Source organism: Pseudomonas reactans (assembly GCF_013387025.1).
GTDB lineage: Bacteria > Pseudomonadota > Gammaproteobacteria > Pseudomonadales > Pseudomonadaceae > Aquipseudomonas > Aquipseudomonas reactans.
On sequence record NZ_JACAQP010000050.1, the window covers coordinates 1 to 18,390 of the forward strand.

The window sequence follows — 18,390 nt, forward strand, 5'->3', positions numbered from 1 at the left end:
CCCGTGTGATCGAGTACCAGACTGGCGGCGCACTGAGCTGGGATTGATTCCTCAGCCCATCAACCCCATTAAGCCCTGACACGCTCAGGGCTTTTTTATGCCTGGTGAATGGCCACTTCTTGAAGCACATCAAACTGGCCACCTCGCCCAGAAGGGTTCGGATCGCATCACCAATGCTGTAGCCTTGTGCCCCAATTGCCATCAGCGTTGTCACCGGTCGAGTGATCGGGATGCCTTCACCGAGGGGCTTTACGCCAAAGTCGGAAGATTGGCACGGGAGTAAACTCCCGCTGTCACACCTGATGCACACTCAAAAAATACCAGATAGGACCGAGGCCAACCCGTGAACCCAGACATGCTCGAAGCCGGCCCCGCTGACGCCAAAGTACTCTCCGTCTTTGACTTCGACGGCACCCTGACCCACCACGACAGTTTCGTGCCCTTCCTCAAGTTTGCCTTCGGCCCTGGCGAGTTCTATGGCCGGATGGTCAAGCTGGCGGTGCCAGGGCTGCGCTTTTTGGTGCGGCAGATCAGCCGGGATGAGTTGAAGGCGCAGTTGATCCGCACCTTTATGACCGGGGTGGAGAAGGCGTGGGTGCAGCAAAAGGCCGAGGAGTATTGCCAGAAGACCTGGGCGCGGCTGATGCGGCCGACGGGGGTGTTGTCGGTGGAGCAGGAGCTGGGCTCCGGGGCGGAGGTCACGCTGTGTTCGGCGTCGCCGGCGTTGGTGTTGCAGCCGTTTGCGAATCGGCTGGGGATCAAGTTGATCGGGACAGAGCTTGAGGTGGTCGACGGGGTGTTGACCGGTAAGCTCACCGGGAACAACTGCCGCTGTGAGAACAAGGTGCTGCGGCTTGAGGCGGTGTATGGGGATTTGGGCGAATATCGGCTGCGGGCCTGGGGCGATACGCGTGGGGATCGGGAGTTGTTGGCGGCGGCGCAGGATGCGCATTTTCGGCATTTTCATGCGAAGAAGAAGCGGGCTCGGTTGCAGCGGTGATGCGGGTGGGGTTGGCAGATACTCGCTAGACGCCTATCCAGTTTTCCACAATCAAGCCATTTACGCGCTTGAACTCACCCTCATTGTTAGTCACCAACACCAAGCCTGAGCTTCTAGCGTGCCCGGCAATGTGTAGGTCATTGACGCCAATAGGCGTGCCCTTTTTCTCCAGGTCTGAACGGATCGAGCCGTAGTGAAAAGCCGCCTTGTCGTCGTAGCTAAGGACATCAAGCCGCGAAGAGAAGTCTTCCACGGCTCGCGTGTTTTTTTCTACAAGCTGACTCTTTTCTGCGCCATGCATCAGCTCTGCGAGGGTGATTGAAGAGATCACCATGCGCCCTACGTTGGCGTTGAATTTCTCCAGTATCTCAATCGGCCGACGCTTGATGATGTAGATCACGATGTTGGTATCAAGCATGTACTTAATCATCAAAGGACTCTCGTTCTTGCTGGGTTTGATCGGCACGCTCCTCCATAAAATCCTCAGATACCGATTCACTGGCAAGAAAAAAGCTGTCCCAAGTGTTTTCTACAGGCGAAATAATCAGCTCTCTCCCTACAGCACGGACCTCGACAGTTTTTACTCCCGCAGGAAAACGCATGTCGGCAGGGATGCGGATATTTTGCGTCCGATTGTTAGTAAAGATGGTTCCAGAAGACATAGAGAACACCTCTCTGGGTAGGGAAAGACTAGGAAGAATGATAGTTCGAGGATGCTCTATTGCATAGCTCTATGGCAACCATCCGACGAATGTCTATTCTTAGCGCACTAGCATGGGGTACTAGGGGTCAATCATCCGATTCACCCCTCCTGATAGCTGCTTCCTAAGATCAGGAGAACGCTAATGCGCTCTGAAATTCGCTAACAAATTGGCTATCCGCGTGAAAAACGATAACGGTCCGTAGAGAGGCGATATGAGGTCGTGGGCTCGACAGGGAAACCGAGGCGATCCATTCGCAGCCTCGCTGGGGCTCGACAGCTCCCACAGTTGACCTCTGTCGCTCGGAGGGACGGTGTTTGGCTTGAGTGTTATGTCGTGGCTTTGAGGTCCACGCCCAGCGCTGTGGCGAAGGCTTTTACCATCGGGCTGCGCGGGGCGTTGTGGCGCAGGATGAGGTTGAAGGCGGTGCTCAGGTGAACTTGCTCCGGGCACAGTGAGCGCAGGCGACCTTCCCTTACCAGTCGCGCAGCGTAGTGTTCTGGCAAGAAGCCCAGGAAACGACCAGTGAGGATCAAAATGGCGACGGCTTCGACCTGGGACGCTGAGGCGGACTGGCTGTCATAGTTGACGAAGTTGGCCTTGTCGCGGTGGATCGCATACCGATGATTCACCACTTCATACTGGCGCAGCACTTCCGGTGTGATTTCACTCGCGTTGAACAGTGGGTGCCCTACGGCACAGTAGGCGTGGGCCTTTTCTTCGTACAGCGGGAAATAGTCGAACTCTTCACGGCGTTGATACACGGGCACGATGCCGACAATCAGCCGCCCTTCCACCACGCCACGTTCAACTTCGTCCAATTGCGAGGCATGTAAACGCAATCTAATCTTGGGTGATTCGCTGTGTAATTTCCCCAATGCGGCAATCAGCGGGGAATTAACGTCGGACACGGTGTTATCAATAACGCCCACACTAAGGTCACCAATAAGCTCGTTTTGCGCCGAACTAAGCTTGTCGCGAAAACTGTCCACCGAGGTAAATAACTCGATGGACGCCTGGTACACCAACTTGCCTTCTTCGGTCAGCCCGAACCCTTCCCGACCCCGTGTACACAGGCGCATGCCGATGCGGATTTCCAGGTCGGAAATTTGTTTACTGATCGCCGCAAGGCCCACGTTCAGCTCGTTTTGCGCGGCGCTGAAGCCGCCCGCTTCGACCACGGCCATGAACACGCGCAGCAATTTGAAGTCCAGGCCGCTCAGTTGCAGGGGCGGTCTTGAGCCGGGTTTTGGCGGTAGGTTTCCAGAAGTGGAAAGTGGGGTTTCCATAATACGCGTTGACCTCAAGTGCCATATTCAACAGGCTTCAACCCAATCCTTGAACATAGCCAGGCGGCGATAATGAACATAAACATCCGCCCTTGGCAACCTTGAATACGGCGCGTCAGACGCTGGTTCAGTCTAGTTGAAAACTTATTTTTACTGCCTCCGACTCTTCTAAAAACAAGCGTGAGGAATACCCATGTCCCAACCTACCGACCGCCTTTGGGGCGCTCGATTCAAGAGCGGTCCGTCTGCTGCATTGGCCGCGTTGTCCCGTTGCCCTGAGCGCTATTTCCGCCTGACGCCCTACGACCTGGCCGGCTCCCGTGCCCATGCCCGTGAGTTGCAGCGCGCGGGATTGCTGGATGAGTCGGAAACCCTGCGCACCCTGGCGGCTCTGGACGAGATCGGTGCGGATTTCGCCGCCGGTAACCTGCATCCGACCCAGGATGACGAGGACGTACACACCTTCATCGAACGCGTATTGACCGAGCGCCTTGGTGCCCTGGGCGGAAAATTGCGCGCCGGGCGTTCGCGTAACGATCAGACCGCCAATGACCTGCGCCTTTTCCTACGGGACCATGCGCGCACCATCACCACTGAAGTGCTGGGTTTGCAGCAGGCCCTAGTGGATCAGGCCGAGCAGCATATCGAGAGCATCTGCCCCGGCTTTACCCATTTGCAGCAGGCGCAACCGATTGTGTTCGCCCATCATCTGCTGGCTCACGCTCAGTCCATGCTGCGCGATGTGCAACGTCTGGTGGATTGGGATGCGCGCACAGCCTTGTCGCCTTTGGGTGCGGCCGCCATGGCAGGTTCTGCGATTGCCCGTCAGCCAGAACATTCCGCCAAGGAAATGGGTTACACCGGGCCGTGCGAAAACTCCATCGACGCCGTCGCCAGCCGTGACCATGTGGCGGAGTTCCTGTTTGTGGCGGGCATGCTTGGGGTGAATATTTCGCGCCTGTCCGAAGAGTTTTGCCTGTGGTCTTCGCGGCAATTTCGCTGGGTTGTGCTGGACGATGCCTACGCGACCGGTAGCTCGATCATGCCGCAGAAGAAGAACCCGGACATTGCCGAATTGGCGCGGGGCAAGGCTGGGCGGTTGATCGGCAACCTGACGGGGTTGATGTCGACGCTCAAGTCGTTGCCGCTGTCGTACAACCGTGATTTGAGTGAAGACAAGCACAGTGTGTTGGACAGTGTGGATACCTTGTTGCTGGTGTTACCGGCGATGGCGGGAATGGTTGCGACCATGAAGGTGCAGGTGGAAGAGCTACGGCGTCAGGCGCCGATGGGCTTTACCTTGGCGACTGAGGTGGCGGATTGGTTGGCCACCCGTGGTGTGCCGTTTAAAGAGGCTCACGAGATTACCGGCGCGTTGGTGCAGGCGTGTGAGAAGCATGAGATTGAGTTGTGGGAAGCCTCGCCGGCGATGTTGGCGGAGGTGGATGCACGACTCACACCAGAAGTGCGCGACTGCTTGACCCTGGAAGCGGCGATTGCGGCACGCAGTGGGTGGGGTGGGACGGCGCCAGAACGGGTTCGGGAGCAGATTGGGCGGTTGAAGTCCGCATTAGCGGCTCAACAGCAGTGGGCGGAGAGTTATCAGGGGTTCCGGATTTAAATCTGCGGTGTTTGGGCTGGCGTCTTCGCAGGCAAGCCAGCTCCCACATTTGGACCGCGTACAGCAGTTAGAGCGTTGTAAGTTTTGGAGAATCACCATGAACCAAACCCCGGCAGAGCGCTTGGAAGCCGAGCGCAAATTGTCCGAGAACCAGTTCGATATTACGCAGTACGAGCACGTGCCGCGTCGCTATTACGGGCGGATGTTTTTTGCCACCTTGATCGTGATCGTGTTGGCCGCGCTGTTGCGTGCATTCGCCAATGGCCAGATCGAATGGTCCTACATCGGGCAGTTCCTCACCTCTGAGGCCATCCTCTGGGGCCTGGTGAACACCATCGTCATGTCGATTCTGGCGATGGCGCTGGGCGTAGTGATCGGCGTGATCACGGCGATCATGCGCATGTCGGCCAACCCGATCCTGCGCTACGTGGCCATCACCTACACCTGGCTGTTCCGGGGCACGCCGCTGATTTTGCAACTGCTGCTGTGGTTCAACCTGGCGTTGATCTTCCCGGTGATCGCGATTCCCGGGCTGTTCAGCATCGACACCGTCGACCTGATGACGCCGTTCGTGGCCGCCCTGCTCGGCCTCAGCATCAACCAGGGCGCCTACACCGCCGAGGTGGTGCGCGCGGGTTTGCTGTCGGTGGATACCGGCCAATACGAAGCCGCCAAGTCGATCGGCATGCCGAGCCTTCAGGCGCTGCGTAGGGTGATTCTGCCCCAGGCGATGCGCGTGATCATTCCGCCTGTAGGCAACGAGTTCATCAGCATGGTGAAAATGACCAGCCTGGCCAGCGTCATCCAATACTCCGAACTGCTGCACAACGCGCAAAACATCTACTACGCCAACGCGCGGGTCATGGAGCTGCTGATCGTAGCCGGCATCTGGTACCTGGCGGTGGTGACTGTTCTTTCATTTGGTCAAAGCCGCCTCGAGCGTCGTTTTGCCCGCGGCGCCGGCAAGCGTTCGTAAGCCTGGGTTGAGGAGATTTGCCCCATGAGAAGCATCGTCAAGGCCGTCAACCTGAACAAGTATTACGACCAATATCACGCGCTGCGTGACATCAATATCGAGGTCGAGCAAGGCGAAGTGATGTGCATCATCGGCCCGTCGGGTTCCGGTAAAAGCACCCTGCTGCGCTGCGTCAACCAGCTAGAAAAAATCGACAAGGGCGGCCTGTGGGTCGACGGCGAACTGGTGGGTTACCGCGTCGTCGGCAACAAGCTGCATGAGATGAATGAATCGCAGATCGCTCGCCAGCGTCTGGCGACCGGCATGGTGTTCCAACGCTTCAATTTGTTCCCGCATATGACCGTGTTGCAGAACATTATCGAAGGCCCGTGCCAGGTGCTCAAGCGCTCGCCCAAGGAAGCCATCGAAGACGCGCTGGAGCTGCTGGCCCGCGTCGGCCTGGCGGACAAGCGCAATGCTTACCCGGTGGAGTTGTCCGGCGGCCAGCAGCAACGTGTGGCGATTGCCCGCGCGTTGGCAATGCGCCCCAAATTGATGTTGTTTGACGAACCCACGTCAGCCCTCGACCCGGAGCTGGTAGGCGAAGTGCTGTCGGTGATGCGCGATCTGGCCACCACCGGCATGACCATGATCGTGGTCACCCATGAACTGGGCTTTGCCCGTGAAGTGTCCAACCGCATGGTGTTCATGGATGCCGGCCAGATTGTGGAAGCCGGCAGCCCCGAAGAAATTCTAATAAGCCCACAAAACCCGCGTACCCAAAGCTTTATTTCTGCCGTTCGCACTTAACTAAAAAACAAACGAGAACGCCCCCATGAAAAAATTGTTTATCCCAACGTTGCTCGCAGGCCTGATGGCCTCCACTGCAGTTTTCGCGGCATTGCCGGCGGCAATCAAGGACAAGGGCGAGATCAGCGCGGCCATCGTGCCGAACTATCCGCCGATGGATTTCAAGGACCCGGCAACCAACAAGATCACCGGCCTGGATTTCGACCTGGGCAACGCCTTGGCCGAGCGCCTGGGCGTGAAGATCAAGTGGCAGGAAACCGGCTTCGAGCAGATGCTCAGCGGCCTGACCACCAAGCGCGTGGACATCGTGCTGTCGGGCATGACCGACACCGCCGAACGCCAGAAATCCGTGACTTTCATCGACTACTTCACCAGCGGCCCACAGCTGTACACGATGGCCAAGCGTGACGACCTCAAGGAATTGACTGACCTGTGCGGTAAAAAAGTCGGCACCAGCCGTCGCACCACCTGGCCGTCGGAAATTGCCGCGTGGAGCAAGGAAAACTGCGAAGCGGCGGGTAAGCCGGCGATCGTGGTGATCGGCACTGAAGGCTCGGCGGATGCGCGAGCGCAGTTGCAGCAGAACCGGTTGGATGCGGCGATGCAGGGCAGCGAGACGATTCCCTACTTGATGTCGCTGGATAAGGGCAAGTACAAGCCCGTGGGCCTGGCGATTTCCAAGCAGTTCACCGGGCTTGGGATCGAGAAGAGCAACACTCAACTGGTCACGGCGATCAGTGAGGCGTTGCAGGGCATGATCGATGACGGCACCTACGGCAAGATCCTGAAAAAGTGGGACCTGGAGCAAGGCGCCGTAGAAAAAATCTCCATCAACGCCGGCCAGTAACCCACAACCTTGTAGGAGCCGGCTTGCCGGCGATAGCGAGCTTACGGACGCCATCGCCGGCAAGCAGGCTCCTACACGGAATGTGTGCACTTGATCGAATAAGGACATCTGCCCCACCGTGGCCACCTACTCCCTGGTAATCCGCCGCCTGATGATTTGCTCGGTGACCATCGTGGTCAGCCGCGCCATGACCAGCCCGTTGCTGGCCCTGTTGCTGAGTACCCGCCTGGGCCTGAACCAGCAGGACATCGGCCTGCTGATGGGCATTGCCGTCTTTATCGCGACCTTGCTGGGCCTGTACGGCGGCTACATCATCGACCGCCTGGAAAAGCGAAAGCTGCTGATCCTGGCCATGCTCTCCAGCTCCATCGGTTTTCTGTTGCTGACTTTTGCCAGCAACCTCTACCTCACCACCCTGACCCTGGTCATCACCGAAGCGGCGTCGGCACTGTTCCTGATTGGCTCAAAAGCCATCATCAGCGAGAACCTGCCGGTGGGTGACCGTGCCAAGGTGTTTTCCCTGCGCTACACCCTGACCAACGTCGGCTACGCCACAGGCCCGATGGTCGGCGTGGTGATCGCCGGCCACATGCAACTGGCACCGTTCCTGATTGCCAGTGCGATCGCCTTTGGCAGCCTGTTCCTGATGATCGGCATCCCGCCCACCCAACGGGATGACAGCAACAAGCCCTTGAGTTTTCTCACCACCCTGCGCACGTTGCGCAGCGACCGCACACTCATCCTGTTCACCAGCGGCAGCTTGCTGAGCACCATTGTCCATGGGCGCTACACCCTGTATCTGTCGCAGTTCTTGCTGGTGGCCTACAAGCCCGCCGAGGCGCTGAAGATTCTGTCTGCAGTGCTGGCGTGCAATGCCATCACCGTAATTCTGATGCAGTACCAGATCGGCCGCTTTCTCAAGCGTGAACAACTGCGCTACTGGATCGTGCTCGGCACGCTGCTGTTCATTGCCGGACTGATCGGTTTCAGCCTCGCGGACAGCCTGCTCACATGGTGCTTGGCGATGTTCGTATTCACCCTCGGCGAGATGATCATCTACCCCTCCGAGTTCCTGTTTATTGACACCATCGCGCCGGATGCACTGCGCGGCAGTTACTACGGCGCGCAGAACCTGGCCGCGTTTGGAGGGGCGATGAGCCCTGTGATTTGCGGCTATCTGCTGATCAATGCGGCGCCGGCCAGCATGTTCTATGCATTGGGGGCGCTGACTGCGGTCGGTGGAACGCTGTGCTTCTTGAGCGGGCGACGGGTTGCAGGTTCTTGCTGATATTTACGCAAGATCCCGCTATTAATAGCGAAACCTCTCACGGACCCGAGCCCCATGAAATTCGACACGGCCTACAGCCTGAGTCTCGATGACAAGCTGTCGATCTACGACGTACGAGACCTGAATTTCGACGAAACAACCGACTTCGACTCAGACAAGGACAGCTTCCTTTGCCCCAATGATGAATGTCGTGCGGCGTTTGATACCGGCAACGCACTGAGCACGTTCAACGCCAAAAACGTCAATTACCAGCGCACGCCGCATTTCAAGAACAAGACCGGCACCCGGCATATAGAGGGTTGCCGCTACGCCAGTAGCCATAAAACCGCGACAGGTGAAAATGACGACGAGCGTGAGGACAATTTCCCATCGGAGCTTGTACTCACTCGTCGTCAGTACGAACGCAAAAATCCGCTTGCCGGGGCAGAGGGAAATATCTCACACGATCCAGTGACGGCGCCTTCAAATCCAAGCTCGGTCTCCCACAGCACCAATGACAGCACCCCAGACAAAACCAGCGTGTTTGCCCACCCGGTGGAATGTTTCGTTTCCAACCTCGACGACAAGGACAAGCTCAAGTCCATGCCGCTGAAGGTCGGTGACCACACCGCGACCTACTGGACGTTTTTCAAGAAGATCGAGTACCTGCAGGACAACAAAGGCCTGATCTACTGGGGCAAGATCAAAGAAATCAAGGACTACACCAGCAGCTTTCGCATCGACTTCGAAAAGAAAGTGTGGCTCGACAAGAAGCCCTACTCGGTCAACGTCTACCTGAGCAAAAAGCTCATTGAGAACTACCGCAAGCGCAAAGCGTTTTTAGAGCAGATCAAGGTGGCGGTGGACAGCGAGCGAGCCTTGTACTGCTTCTTCTACGGGGTAACGCCGGAACTGCAACAGGTGCCGAGCAAAAGGAATCCCGAGCAGACGTTTGGGGTATTCAGCGCGAACATCGAGAACCTGGACCACCTGATCATTCGGGAGGCGCCAGGGGTGGAATAGTAGGTCAACAAAAATCCAGTTGATGAGCGGTCAAAACAACTGTACAAAAACACAGTATAGTTTGTCCTCCCCCGTCGAACCTGGAGAAACCCCATGTCCTCTCTGGCAATGAGCTCTTTCGTAGAACAGCAGATCGTCCTGCATCAATTCACCGCCAAGCACAGCGTGCAGGCCCGCACGATGTTGGGCTGGAGCCGGGAAGACCTGGCTCGCCAGGCCGGTGTGGCGGTTGAGGCGGTTCAACAGTTTGAAAACCAACATGACGTGGGTGATGAAACCCGCCTGGCCTTGGCGTTTCGGTTGGAGGCTGAAGGGCTGGTGTTCTTCCCAGGGTTTGCGCCGGGGTGGGGGATGAGTGTGCGCCGGTTTGACTCCGAAGAACCGGAGCCTGTAGCGCAAGGCATTCTCTCTCGTCTGATAGGGCCAACGTCGGCACCACTTGAACCTAGCGGTGCATAGAGCCTCACGCCTGCAGTTGCAGCGCCCGGCGCATCATCTGCGGCGGTTGGCCAAAGGCACGCAGGAAGGCGCGGCGCATACGCTCCGGGTCACCGAAGCCGGTCTCCCGGGCGATGATATCGATGGAATGATCGCCAGACTCAAGCAACAGGCGGGCTGCCTCGATGCGCAACCGCTCGATAGCCTTGGCGGGTGACTGGCCGGTTTCTGCACGGAACAATCGGCTGAATTGGCGCGGGCTCAAATGGGCGACTTCAGCCAACTGGTCCACTGAGAGATCGTCCTGCAAGTGTTCTCGGGCGTAGGCCAGGGCTGTTTGCACGCGATCGGATTTGGGGTCGATTTCTAGTAATGCGGAAAATTGTGACTGGCCACCTGCGCGTCGGTGGTAGACCACCAATTTACGCGCCACTGCGCGTGTAACCTCAACCCCCAGGTCATGTTCGACCAAGGCCAGGGCCAGGTCGAGGGCAGCGGTCAGGCCGGCTGAGGTCCAGAGCGGACCATCGACGGTGAAGATACGCTCTTCCTCCAGCCGTACGTTTGGATAGGCCTGACGAAACGTGTGGGCGTGGTACCAATGGGTCGTCGCTTTGCGGCCCTCCAGCAACCCGGCGGCGGCCAGATAGAAAGAACCGGTGCAGGCGGATGTCACGCGACGCGAAGTGAGCATGGCTTGCTGCAAGTAAGCAAGCATGCCAGGCGTGGCTTTCAGCAATTCGTTGTCTCCCACCACCAGCACTGTGTCGTAGTGCTGTTGGCCGAAGGGCACAGTGTCGATGGCAAAGCCCATGGAGCTTTTGATCGGCCCACCGTGTTCCGACAAAAGGTCCACACGATAGAACGGTTGGCCCAACTCAAAGTTGGCGAATTCGAACACGGTACTGGTGCCCAGGCTGAGCATCTGGAACCCGGGAAACAGCAGAATACCAATAGACACCATGGTGAAACCTCATGTCCCGAAAAGAGGGATATATGACATTGCAGCCAATACATTACACCCATAATCTTGGCTTCAACAAGGCCGCCCTTCCCCGGCCCTTCTGGAGCAACTGCAATGACTCAATCCAAAGGTTATGCCCTGATCACTGGCGCTTCGTCCGGGATCGGTGCCGTGTATGCCGACCGCCTGGCTCGCCAGGGTTACGACCTGATTCTGGTGGCGCGCAACCAGCAACGACTGGACCAACTCGCGGCTCGACTCAAAACCGATTCCCAACGAAACATCCAGGTAGTGGCCGCCGACCTCAACCTGCCTGCCGACCTGGCGCGCATTGAACAAATTCTGCTTGAAGACAGCCGCATCAGCCTGCTGGTGAACAACGCCGGCGTCGGTGCGACAGCGTCACTGCTGGCCTCGGACGCGGGCAAGATGGACGCCATGATCCTGCTCAATGTCCTCGCGCTCACTCGCCTGGCAAAAGCTGCCGCGACCAATTTTGTCGCCCAGGGCCGTGGCACCCTGATCAACATCGGGTCGATCGTCGCGGTCGCGCCTAAGTTGTTGAATGGTGTGTACGCTGGCACCAAGGCCTTTGTGCAGGCGTTCAGCGAATCCCTCGACCATGAACTGAGCGACAAGGGTGTCAATGTTCAAGTGGTGCTGCCCGGCGCCACCGCCACCGAGTTCTGGGATGTCGCGGGGCTGCCCGTAAACAACCTCCCTGACACCATCGTCATGACCACGGAGAATCTGGTGGATGCCGCGCTGGCAGGCCTTGCCCAGGGTGAAAAGGTGACGATCCCCTCATTGCCCGACCGCCTGGACTGGGACGCCTACGAAACAGCACGCCTGGCGCTGGGCCCCAACCTGTCACATCGCTCCCCAGCGGCACGTTATGGCGTCAAAGTGCCGGTTTGACCGCAACCTGAGCGGCCTGCTCATACCCGTGGGCCACTGCCAGCAAGGTAGGTTCGGTCCATTGGGTGCCAAAACAGTAGGCACTGGTGGGTAGGCCATCCTCATCGACACCAGACGGTACGGCGATTCCCGGATAGCCGGCCGCCGCGACACCGAAGTAGCTGTTGGTGTCGAAATCCGACACCATGGCGTCCAGGTTTTCTGCCTTGATCGGGTCATCAATCGTACTTCTGAAATCCTGGATGAGCGCGTCCCACAGTGGCTTGCGCTCCTCTGGCGTCAGCGTTGAGGCGCTGATTTCCTTGAGCACCGGTTGATGATCCGTCTCAGTGCCATCACGTAGATCGTTGAACCGGATCAGTTCGGTCAGCGACTTGACCGGCAACCCCGAACGCTTGCCCAAGTAGGTGTTCAACTCGTCCTTCACATCCGAAAGCAACAGTTCGCCGTAGCGTGAGGCATCGGCCAGGCGCAGGTTGACCGGCACCAACACCGCGCCTTGCTCGCGAAGCACTTCCAGTGTCCGATTGAACTGCGTGCTGTTCTCCACTGGCAGGGTTTCGCCATCTTTGGAGAAGGTGGCAGGATAACCGATACGCTTGCCTTTCAAGGCCCCTGGCACCAGCAACTGCGTGTAATCGATACCTTGGGGCGCTCCCACACTTGCCGGGTCCTTAGGATCACTGCCTGACATGGCGTTGAGCATCAGCGCAGCGTCAAACACCGAACGCGTCATCGGGCCTGGTGTGTCCTGGTGCTGGCTCGCCGGAATAATCCCGTTACGGTCCAGCAGGCCGACAGTGGGCTTGAACCCGACAATACCGTTACGCGCTGCCGGCACAATGATCGAACCACTGGTTTCTGCCCCCACCGCCAAAGGCGCCAAGCCAGCAGCAACCGCTGCGGCGGAACCGGAACTGGAACCTCCCACGTCGGCATCCGCTTGATGAGGGTTACGGGTTTGCCCGCCACGACTGCTCCAGCCATCAGCCACCCCACGAAACCCCGCCATTTCGGTCATATTGGTTTTACCGAGAATCACTGCGCCCTGTTTGATCAGGTAGTCGACCAACGGGGCGTTCTTGCCAGCAGCTTCACCGACGAGCCCAAACGCACCCGCACTGGTTTGCATACCCTCGGTTTCGATCGTGTCCTTGAGCAAGATAGGAATGCCATGCAGCGGCCCGCGGACGTTGCCGCTGGCCCGCTCACGGTCCAACTCACGTGCGGTTTCATACGCCTTGGGGTTGAGCTCGATGACAGCGTTGAGTTGCGGATCCAGCCTGCGAATCCGCTCCTGCAGGTGAGTGACCAGATCGGCCGAAGTTAGCCCACCCGGGAGGGCCATTTGCCTGCTGAGCTCGTTGACACTGAGGTACTCAGTACCGGCAGGCACGGGTTTTGAAGCAACGGGTGAGTAGTCTCCAGCGAAGGCCTGTACGACTTGCCGGACCAGGGAGCCCGCGCCATATGCGATTCCTACCGATGCGATTCCTAACATAAGACCTCTTGAGGAGTAAGAAATGAAGAAGGACCAACGTTGATCCGTAGGTCAGTCTAAAAACTCCTCTCCCGCCAGGCTGCGCGACGCGGGCCCGTCAGGGTGTGGGATAGTTCAACGTAGCAGGTGGCCTCTCCTGCACCTCCATTAGGCGACGAACGCTTCGATACCGCTGGACCAGGGGTGCCAGCCAATCCTCCGCCCATTTTGAACTGTAGAACCACAACGTCGCACCCTCCCCGAGCGGCTCGCCAAGCCTTGGGTAGCCACTCAAGCAAGCTGCGTGGAATGCAGTGCTGCGGCTGTCGGATACCAGGGCATCCAGTCGGTATTCATGCACAAGGTCATCGATTTCATTGCGACCAGGCAGAGTGTGGTTGGACCGGAGCGCATGCACCGGTACCAGCTCGGCGCCGGATCGGCGAAGGATGTCCAGCGCTCTCAGGAAGGATGGGGTGTGCTCGACCTGCTCATGCTCGTGATCATCCACAAACCGCTCGGCAAACCCCACGCGCCTGCCGCCCAGCGCCTGAGCAGCCGTGAAGGTCGTGTTGTTTTCCACCAAGGGGACTTCCACCATCACCGGCCCTGAGGGATCGATACCACTCAAGGCAATCAATGAAAGCGACGGGTCGCGCAAGGGTTTCAGGGGAAGACTCGGAGCGTCATACCCCGGGATCGGGATGCTTGCCCCCAGCTTCCCATAGACATGGGGATCGACACCAAAAGCGATACTTCGCGGGCTGGCAAGCCCAGTAGGTGCAGTGACCAGACACGACGATTCTGCCAGCTCAGACGCAGGCTGCCGCGCCGGACAAGCCACACCCGCTTGCCAACATTTCCCACCTATCTTCTCCATAGAACCTGGCCCCGACAAAAGACGTTCCGGGGATCATCGCACCCTTGGCTGGCACCTGTCGCAGGCCTGAAACAGCTTGAAAACTCCTTTTTCCGACGCTTCGTTTGTCAGCCGGCGAGGTGTTCCTGTGCACTTTGGGTTTCCACGTCCAGCCACCACGCATACCCTCGCTCAGGCTGGTTCAAGCTGAACGCCTGTCCCATCTGCGGTGTGGTGATAAACACGTTGCGCTCCCAGGCCAGAGCCATGATGCGGTCGAACGGTTCGTGCCAGGCATGGAACGCCAGGTCGAAGGTGCCGTTATGAATCGGCAGCAACCAACGGCCTTTGAGGTCGATATGCGCTTGCAGGGTTTGCTCAGGTTGCATGTGTACGTGGGGCCAATCGACGTTGTAAGCGCCTGTTTCCATCAGCGTCAGATCAAACGGGCCGTACTGTTCGCCGATGTGTTTAAAGCCATCGAAGTAGCCGGTATCACCACTGAAAAAAATCCGCCGTGCGCCATCGATCATCACCCAGGAACACCATAAGGTCTGGTTGGCATCAAACAGGCCCCGCCCGGAAAAATGCTGCGCAGGCGTGGCGACAAATCGAATGCCATCCACCTCGGTGCCCTGCCACCAATCCAGTTGCCGCACTTTGCTGGCCTCCACGCCCCATTTCACCAGGATATCCCCGACGCCCAGCGGCGCGAGAAAGTAGCGGGTCTTCTCAGCCAATTGGACGACAGCATTGCGGTCAAGATGGTCGTAGTGGTTGTGGGAAAGAATCACCGCTTCTAACGGCGGCAGCTCTTCAAGACTGATCGGCGGTTGGTGAAAACGCTTGGGGCCGGCCCAACTGAACGGCGACGCACGCTCGGCAAACACCGGGTCGGTCACCCAGAATTTGCCGCGCATTTTCAGTAAGACGGTGGAATGCCCGAGACGGAACACGCTGTGATCCGGCGCCGCCAGCAACTGCTCTCGGGTCAGCGGCTGTACCGGAATCTGCCCCACCGGCCGCGTGCTGCGCGGCTTGTTGAACAGCATGTTCCAGAAAATACGCAAGGTTTTGCCGAAGCCACCCTGCTGCACGGGCGCCTCATTGCTGAAGTGCTCCTGGTCTTGCTTGGGCGCTGCCGGCGAAGAATCAACGCGGGACGAAATCGTGGCCATTTACAGGTGACTCCTACAGACCGCTCTTGAATTACACTGCACAGTGTAGTTTCAAGATTGCAACAAAATACACAGCAAGTAAACTACAGAGTGTAACTTTCCTTGACGAGCCGAGCCCCCTCCATGACTGCCCCACAACGCCTCACCGACCGTAAACGCGAAGCCATCGTGGCCGCGGCCATCGCTGAATTTCGCGAAAACGGTTTCGAGGTAACCAGCATGGACAAGATCGCCGCCACCGCCGGCGTTTCCAAGCGCACGGTGTACAACCACTTCCCCAGCAAAGAAGAGTTGTTCGCCGAAATTCTCCATCAACTCTGGGCCAGCAGCGTTGCGCAGCTCGACGTCAGCTACGCCAGCGACCGCCCGCTGCGCGAACAATTGCGCGGCTTGTTGGAAGCGAAGATGAAGATGATGGCGGACGCCAACTTCCTCGACCTGGCCCGGGTCGCCATCGCCGCCACCATCCATTCACCAGAGCGTGCACAGGACATGGTCACCCGCCTGAGCAAGCGCGAAGAAGGTTTTACCCAATGGGTGCGCGCCGCCCAGGACGATGGCCGGCTCAATTGCAGCGACCCGGCATTTGCCGCGCACCAGATTCAGAGCCTGCTCAAGGCGTTTGCCTTCTGGCCGCAGATTACCCTGGGCCAACCGGTCCTGGACGCCGCCAGTCAGGCCAGTGTTATCGAGTCGGCTATCGACCTGTTCCTGGCCGGCTATGAAGTCCCCCCTTCTCGCTAGCCATAAAACCTGTTGTGTGAACGACATTCCGGGTCGTTTTTGACGCATTCGCCCTCTGTTTTGCGCAAATGGCCTGGAAGGACACTGATTATTCCCACGCGAATAACTGACAATATTCACCGGTATTATCCGATCAACGGCTAACCCTGCGAACGCGTGTCGTCGTATCTGCAAAAAGAGCTGAACCAGGAATTTATGGAAAACAGACAAGGCAAGGGACTTTCTTTTGCCAGGCGTATCTACAAGCCAAGGATCATCGGCACGGCCATGTGCTGCGTCAGCGTGATAGCGGCCCTGCACCCCTTAGGTAAGCCAGACTGGTTATGGGCGTTATTGCTGATCAACGGTTTCGTCTGGCCGCACCTGGCGTATCAGCTGGCAACCCGCGCCAAATTCCCCTACGACGCCGAACAACGCAACTTGGTGTATGACGCTGTGTTCAGTGGGTTCTGGGCCGCCACGCTGCAATTCACGCCTCTGACCACCGTGACCCTGCTGTCGATGGTTGCCATGAATAACGTCGCCGCCGGTGGCAAACGCCTGCTGATACGTGGCGCATTGGCCCAAGTGCTGGGCGCCGCCATGGGTGCAGTGGTGTTCGGCTTGCAGTTCAACCCTTCGGTCAGTCTGGTTCAGGTCTATGCCTGCTTGCCGATGTTGACGCTCTACCCCATGGCCATTGGCATGGTCTGCTATCAACTGGCAATCAAACTGTCCGAACATAAACGCGCGCTCAGTGCCTTGAGCCGCATCGACAGCCTCACCGGCCTGCTTAACCACGGCTCGTGGAAAGACCTGCTGCACCTCAAGTTCCACAAGTGCCAGCAACAGCAAAGCCACGCCACGATCGCCCTGATCGACATCGACCATTTCAAGCAAATCAATGACACCCACGGCCATATTGTCGGTGATGCGGTCCTTCGGCAATTGAGCCTGGAGCTGCGGCGCAACCTGCGGGAAAACGACCTCGCGGGCCGGTATGGAGGGGATGAATTCTGTGTGATTCTTCCGCAGATGCCCCTGGAACAGGCCGCCCAGGTCATGGAACGCATGCGTGAAACCTTCAGCAATTACCGCAACCCGCAAATCCCAGAATTGCGCGTGAGCCTGAGCATCGGCCTGGCTGATTTCCAACCCTTCTTTACCGACGCCGCCATGTGGCTGAATGCGGCGGATCGCGCGTTGTATGCCGCCAAGGACACCGGACGTAACCGGGTCAACATCAGCGAAGAAGTGATCGCTCATTCCGCCTGAGGTTGTCATACGACACCTCGTCTGATTTTTCCGACCCAACCTTACGGCGATAGCATAATGCCGCCATTGGTCGCCTTCTTCGAAAAGTGCCTGCCCAAAGACAGAACTTCTAGCACTGCGCACGACTCTGAACCCGTTGTTCCACCCCCGCTGCTGGCACAAGGAAGCTGGCAATGAGCACGTCAACCGTATGGCCCATGCCTTACGGGGGCAGGCGCACAGACATGGATACCCCCGACGCTTGCTTGCCCGAGCACCCGAACATGCTATTCAACGCCCATAAAAAAACCATCAATGCCCTGCAACACACCGTCGCCCAACAGGCCAGCCTGCTGGATGCCATCGAGCGCTCCATGGCGGTGATCGAATTCGACCTGTCCGGCACGGTGCTGCGGGCCAACGACAACTTCCTCCAGACCATGGGCTACCGCGCCGAGCAGATCGAGGGCCAGTCCCACCGCATGTTCTGCACCCCGGCGTTTGCCCGCAGCGCCGAGTACAACCAGTTGTGGTCGAACCTGCGCAATGGCCAGTTCCAGTCCGGCACCTTTGAGCGGGTGGCGGGCGATGGCCAGTCGGTATGGCTGGAGGCAAGCTACAACCCGGTGCGTGACGAAGCAGGTCAAGTCATCAAAGTGGTGAAATACGCCATGGACGTCACGCCGCGCCTGCAGGCCGAAAGCGAAGCCAATGCCAAACTGGCCGCCATCGGCCGTGCCATGGCGGTCATTGAGTTCAACCTCGACGGTACCATCATCACGGCCAACGCCAACTTCCTGCAGCGCATGGGTTACACCCTGGCGCAGATCCAGGGCCAGCATCACCGCATGTTCTGCACCCCAGAGCTGGCCAACAGTTCGACCTACAGCGACTTCTGGAAGCGCTTGAACCAGGGCGAAATGTTCAGCGGCCAGTTCGAACGGGTGGATAAGAACGGCCAGGCCGTGTGGCTCGAAGCGAACTACAACCCGGTGTACGACGCCAGCGGACGCCTGTGCAAAGTGGTGAAGTTCGCCTCGGACGTGACCGCCATGGTGCAGCA

18 protein-coding genes and 2 pseudogenes are annotated in these 18,390 nt (G+C 58.3%); 13 read left to right on the forward strand and 7 right to left on the reverse strand.

The features are described 5' to 3' along the window. Positions 1–112: 112 nt before the first annotated feature. Positions 113–283, forward strand: a pseudogene (locus tag HX793_RS30015) (HNH endonuclease); the annotation flags it as partial. Between the two features lie 72 nt (positions 284–355). Further along, positions 356–1,000, forward strand: a complete 645-nt coding sequence (locus HX793_RS30020; protein ID WP_033901931.1) for an HAD-IB family hydrolase — start codon at positions 356–358, stop codon at positions 998–1,000. Between the two features lie 25 nt (positions 1,001–1,025). Here the strand turns inward: HX793_RS30020 and vapC are convergent, their stop codons facing one another. From vapC to HX793_RS30035, 3 genes are all read right to left on the reverse strand, one after another. After that, on the reverse strand, positions 1,026–1,430 hold the full coding sequence (vapC, locus tag HX793_RS30025) for a type II toxin-antitoxin system tRNA(fMet)-specific endonuclease VapC (RefSeq protein WP_016979815.1): 405 nt from the start codon (positions 1,428–1,430) through the stop codon (positions 1,026–1,028). After that, positions 1,423–1,662: a type II toxin-antitoxin system VapB family antitoxin gene (gene vapB, locus HX793_RS30030; RefSeq protein ID WP_080589294.1), complete on the reverse strand. Its 240-nt coding sequence runs from the start codon at positions 1,660–1,662 to the stop codon at positions 1,423–1,425. The genes vapC and vapB overlap by 8 nt, the downstream gene beginning before the upstream one ends. A 368-nt stretch (positions 1,663–2,030) precedes the next feature. Beyond that, on the reverse strand, positions 2,031–2,990 hold the full coding sequence (locus HX793_RS30035; RefSeq protein ID WP_016979816.1) for a LysR family transcriptional regulator: 960 nt from the start codon (positions 2,988–2,990) through the stop codon (positions 2,031–2,033). Positions 2,991–3,183: 193 nt separating this feature from the next. Between HX793_RS30035 and argH the strand changes: the two genes are divergently transcribed. The 7 genes from argH (at position 3,184) to HX793_RS30070 (ending at position 9,972) form a co-directional block, all read left to right on the forward strand. Continuing rightward, on the forward strand, positions 3,184–4,611 hold the full coding sequence (gene argH, locus HX793_RS30040) for an argininosuccinate lyase (protein WP_177059766.1): 1,428 nt from the start codon (positions 3,184–3,186) through the stop codon (positions 4,609–4,611). 97 nt (positions 4,612–4,708) lie between these two features. Next, the gene (locus HX793_RS30045) at positions 4,709–5,587 is read left to right on the forward strand and encodes an amino acid ABC transporter permease (RefSeq protein ID WP_016974698.1); all 879 of its coding nucleotides are present in this window, start codon (positions 4,709–4,711) and stop codon (positions 5,585–5,587) included. Positions 5,588–5,611: 24 nt separating this feature from the next. Further along, a complete protein-coding gene (locus HX793_RS30050; protein WP_010208290.1) occupies positions 5,612–6,376 on the forward strand; it encodes an amino acid ABC transporter ATP-binding protein in 765 nt (254 codons plus the stop codon). A 25-nt stretch (positions 6,377–6,401) separates the two neighbouring features. Next, entirely contained in the window at positions 6,402–7,223 is an 822-nt protein-coding gene (locus HX793_RS30055) for an ABC transporter substrate-binding protein (RefSeq protein WP_177053930.1), read from the forward strand. Between the two features lie 118 nt (positions 7,224–7,341). Further along, positions 7,342–8,511 (forward strand): MFS transporter, encoded by a 1,170-nt coding sequence (locus HX793_RS30060; RefSeq protein WP_028617629.1) that lies wholly within the window; start codon positions 7,342–7,344, stop codon positions 8,509–8,511. Positions 8,512–8,565: 54 nt separating this feature from the next. Continuing rightward, entirely contained in the window at positions 8,566–9,513 is a 948-nt protein-coding gene (locus tag HX793_RS30065; protein ID WP_177053929.1) for a hypothetical protein, read from the forward strand. Between the two features lie 93 nt (positions 9,514–9,606). Beyond that, positions 9,607–9,972 carry a helix-turn-helix domain-containing protein gene (locus HX793_RS30070; RefSeq protein WP_016979823.1) on the forward strand — a complete coding sequence of 122 codons (366 nt, stop codon included), beginning with the start codon at positions 9,607–9,609 and terminating at the stop codon, positions 9,970–9,972. 4 nt (positions 9,973–9,976) lie between these two features. On the opposite strand, the gene HX793_RS30075 is transcribed toward HX793_RS30070, so the two are convergent. Further along, a complete protein-coding gene (locus tag HX793_RS30075; protein ID WP_177097349.1) occupies positions 9,977–10,915 on the reverse strand; it encodes a GlxA family transcriptional regulator in 939 nt (312 codons plus the stop codon). Positions 10,916–11,029: 114 nt separating this feature from the next. On the opposite strand from HX793_RS30075, the gene HX793_RS30080 reads away from it, so the two are divergent. After that, complete coding sequence (locus HX793_RS30080; protein ID WP_177059760.1) at positions 11,030–11,833, forward strand: SDR family NAD(P)-dependent oxidoreductase; 804 nt, start codon at positions 11,030–11,032, stop codon at positions 11,831–11,833. On the opposite strand, the gene HX793_RS30085 is transcribed toward HX793_RS30080, so the two are convergent. The 3 genes from HX793_RS30085 to HX793_RS30095 all read right to left on the reverse strand — a co-directional run bounded on the left by HX793_RS30085 (position 11,817) and on the right by HX793_RS30095 (position 15,350). Beyond that, positions 11,817–13,181 (reverse strand): amidase family protein, encoded by a 1,365-nt coding sequence (locus HX793_RS30085; protein ID WP_177053926.1) that lies wholly within the window; start codon positions 13,179–13,181, stop codon positions 11,817–11,819. The genes HX793_RS30080 and HX793_RS30085 overlap by 17 nt on opposite strands. 250 nt (positions 13,182–13,431) lie before the next feature. Next, complete coding sequence (locus HX793_RS30090; RefSeq protein WP_256348491.1) at positions 13,432–13,974, reverse strand: hypothetical protein; 543 nt, start codon at positions 13,972–13,974, stop codon at positions 13,432–13,434. A gap of 326 nt (positions 13,975–14,300) precedes the next feature. Beyond that, positions 14,301–15,350 (reverse strand): MBL fold metallo-hydrolase, encoded by a 1,050-nt coding sequence (locus tag HX793_RS30095; protein ID WP_177053925.1) that lies wholly within the window; start codon positions 15,348–15,350, stop codon positions 14,301–14,303. 123 nt (positions 15,351–15,473) lie between these two features. Between HX793_RS30095 and HX793_RS30100 the strand changes: the two genes are divergently transcribed. From HX793_RS30100 to HX793_RS32090, 3 genes and pseudogenes are all read left to right on the forward strand, one after another. After that, entirely contained in the window at positions 15,474–16,094 is a 621-nt protein-coding gene (locus HX793_RS30100; protein ID WP_016979832.1) for a TetR/AcrR family transcriptional regulator, read from the forward strand. Between the two features lie 195 nt (positions 16,095–16,289). Next, positions 16,290–17,348, forward strand: a complete 1,059-nt coding sequence (locus HX793_RS30105) for a diguanylate cyclase (RefSeq protein WP_177059754.1) — start codon at positions 16,290–16,292, stop codon at positions 17,346–17,348. 263 nt (positions 17,349–17,611) lie between these two features. Next, positions 17,612–18,379: pseudogene (locus tag HX793_RS32090) on the forward strand (PAS domain-containing protein); the annotation flags it as partial. Positions 18,380–18,390 lie beyond the last annotated feature (11 nt).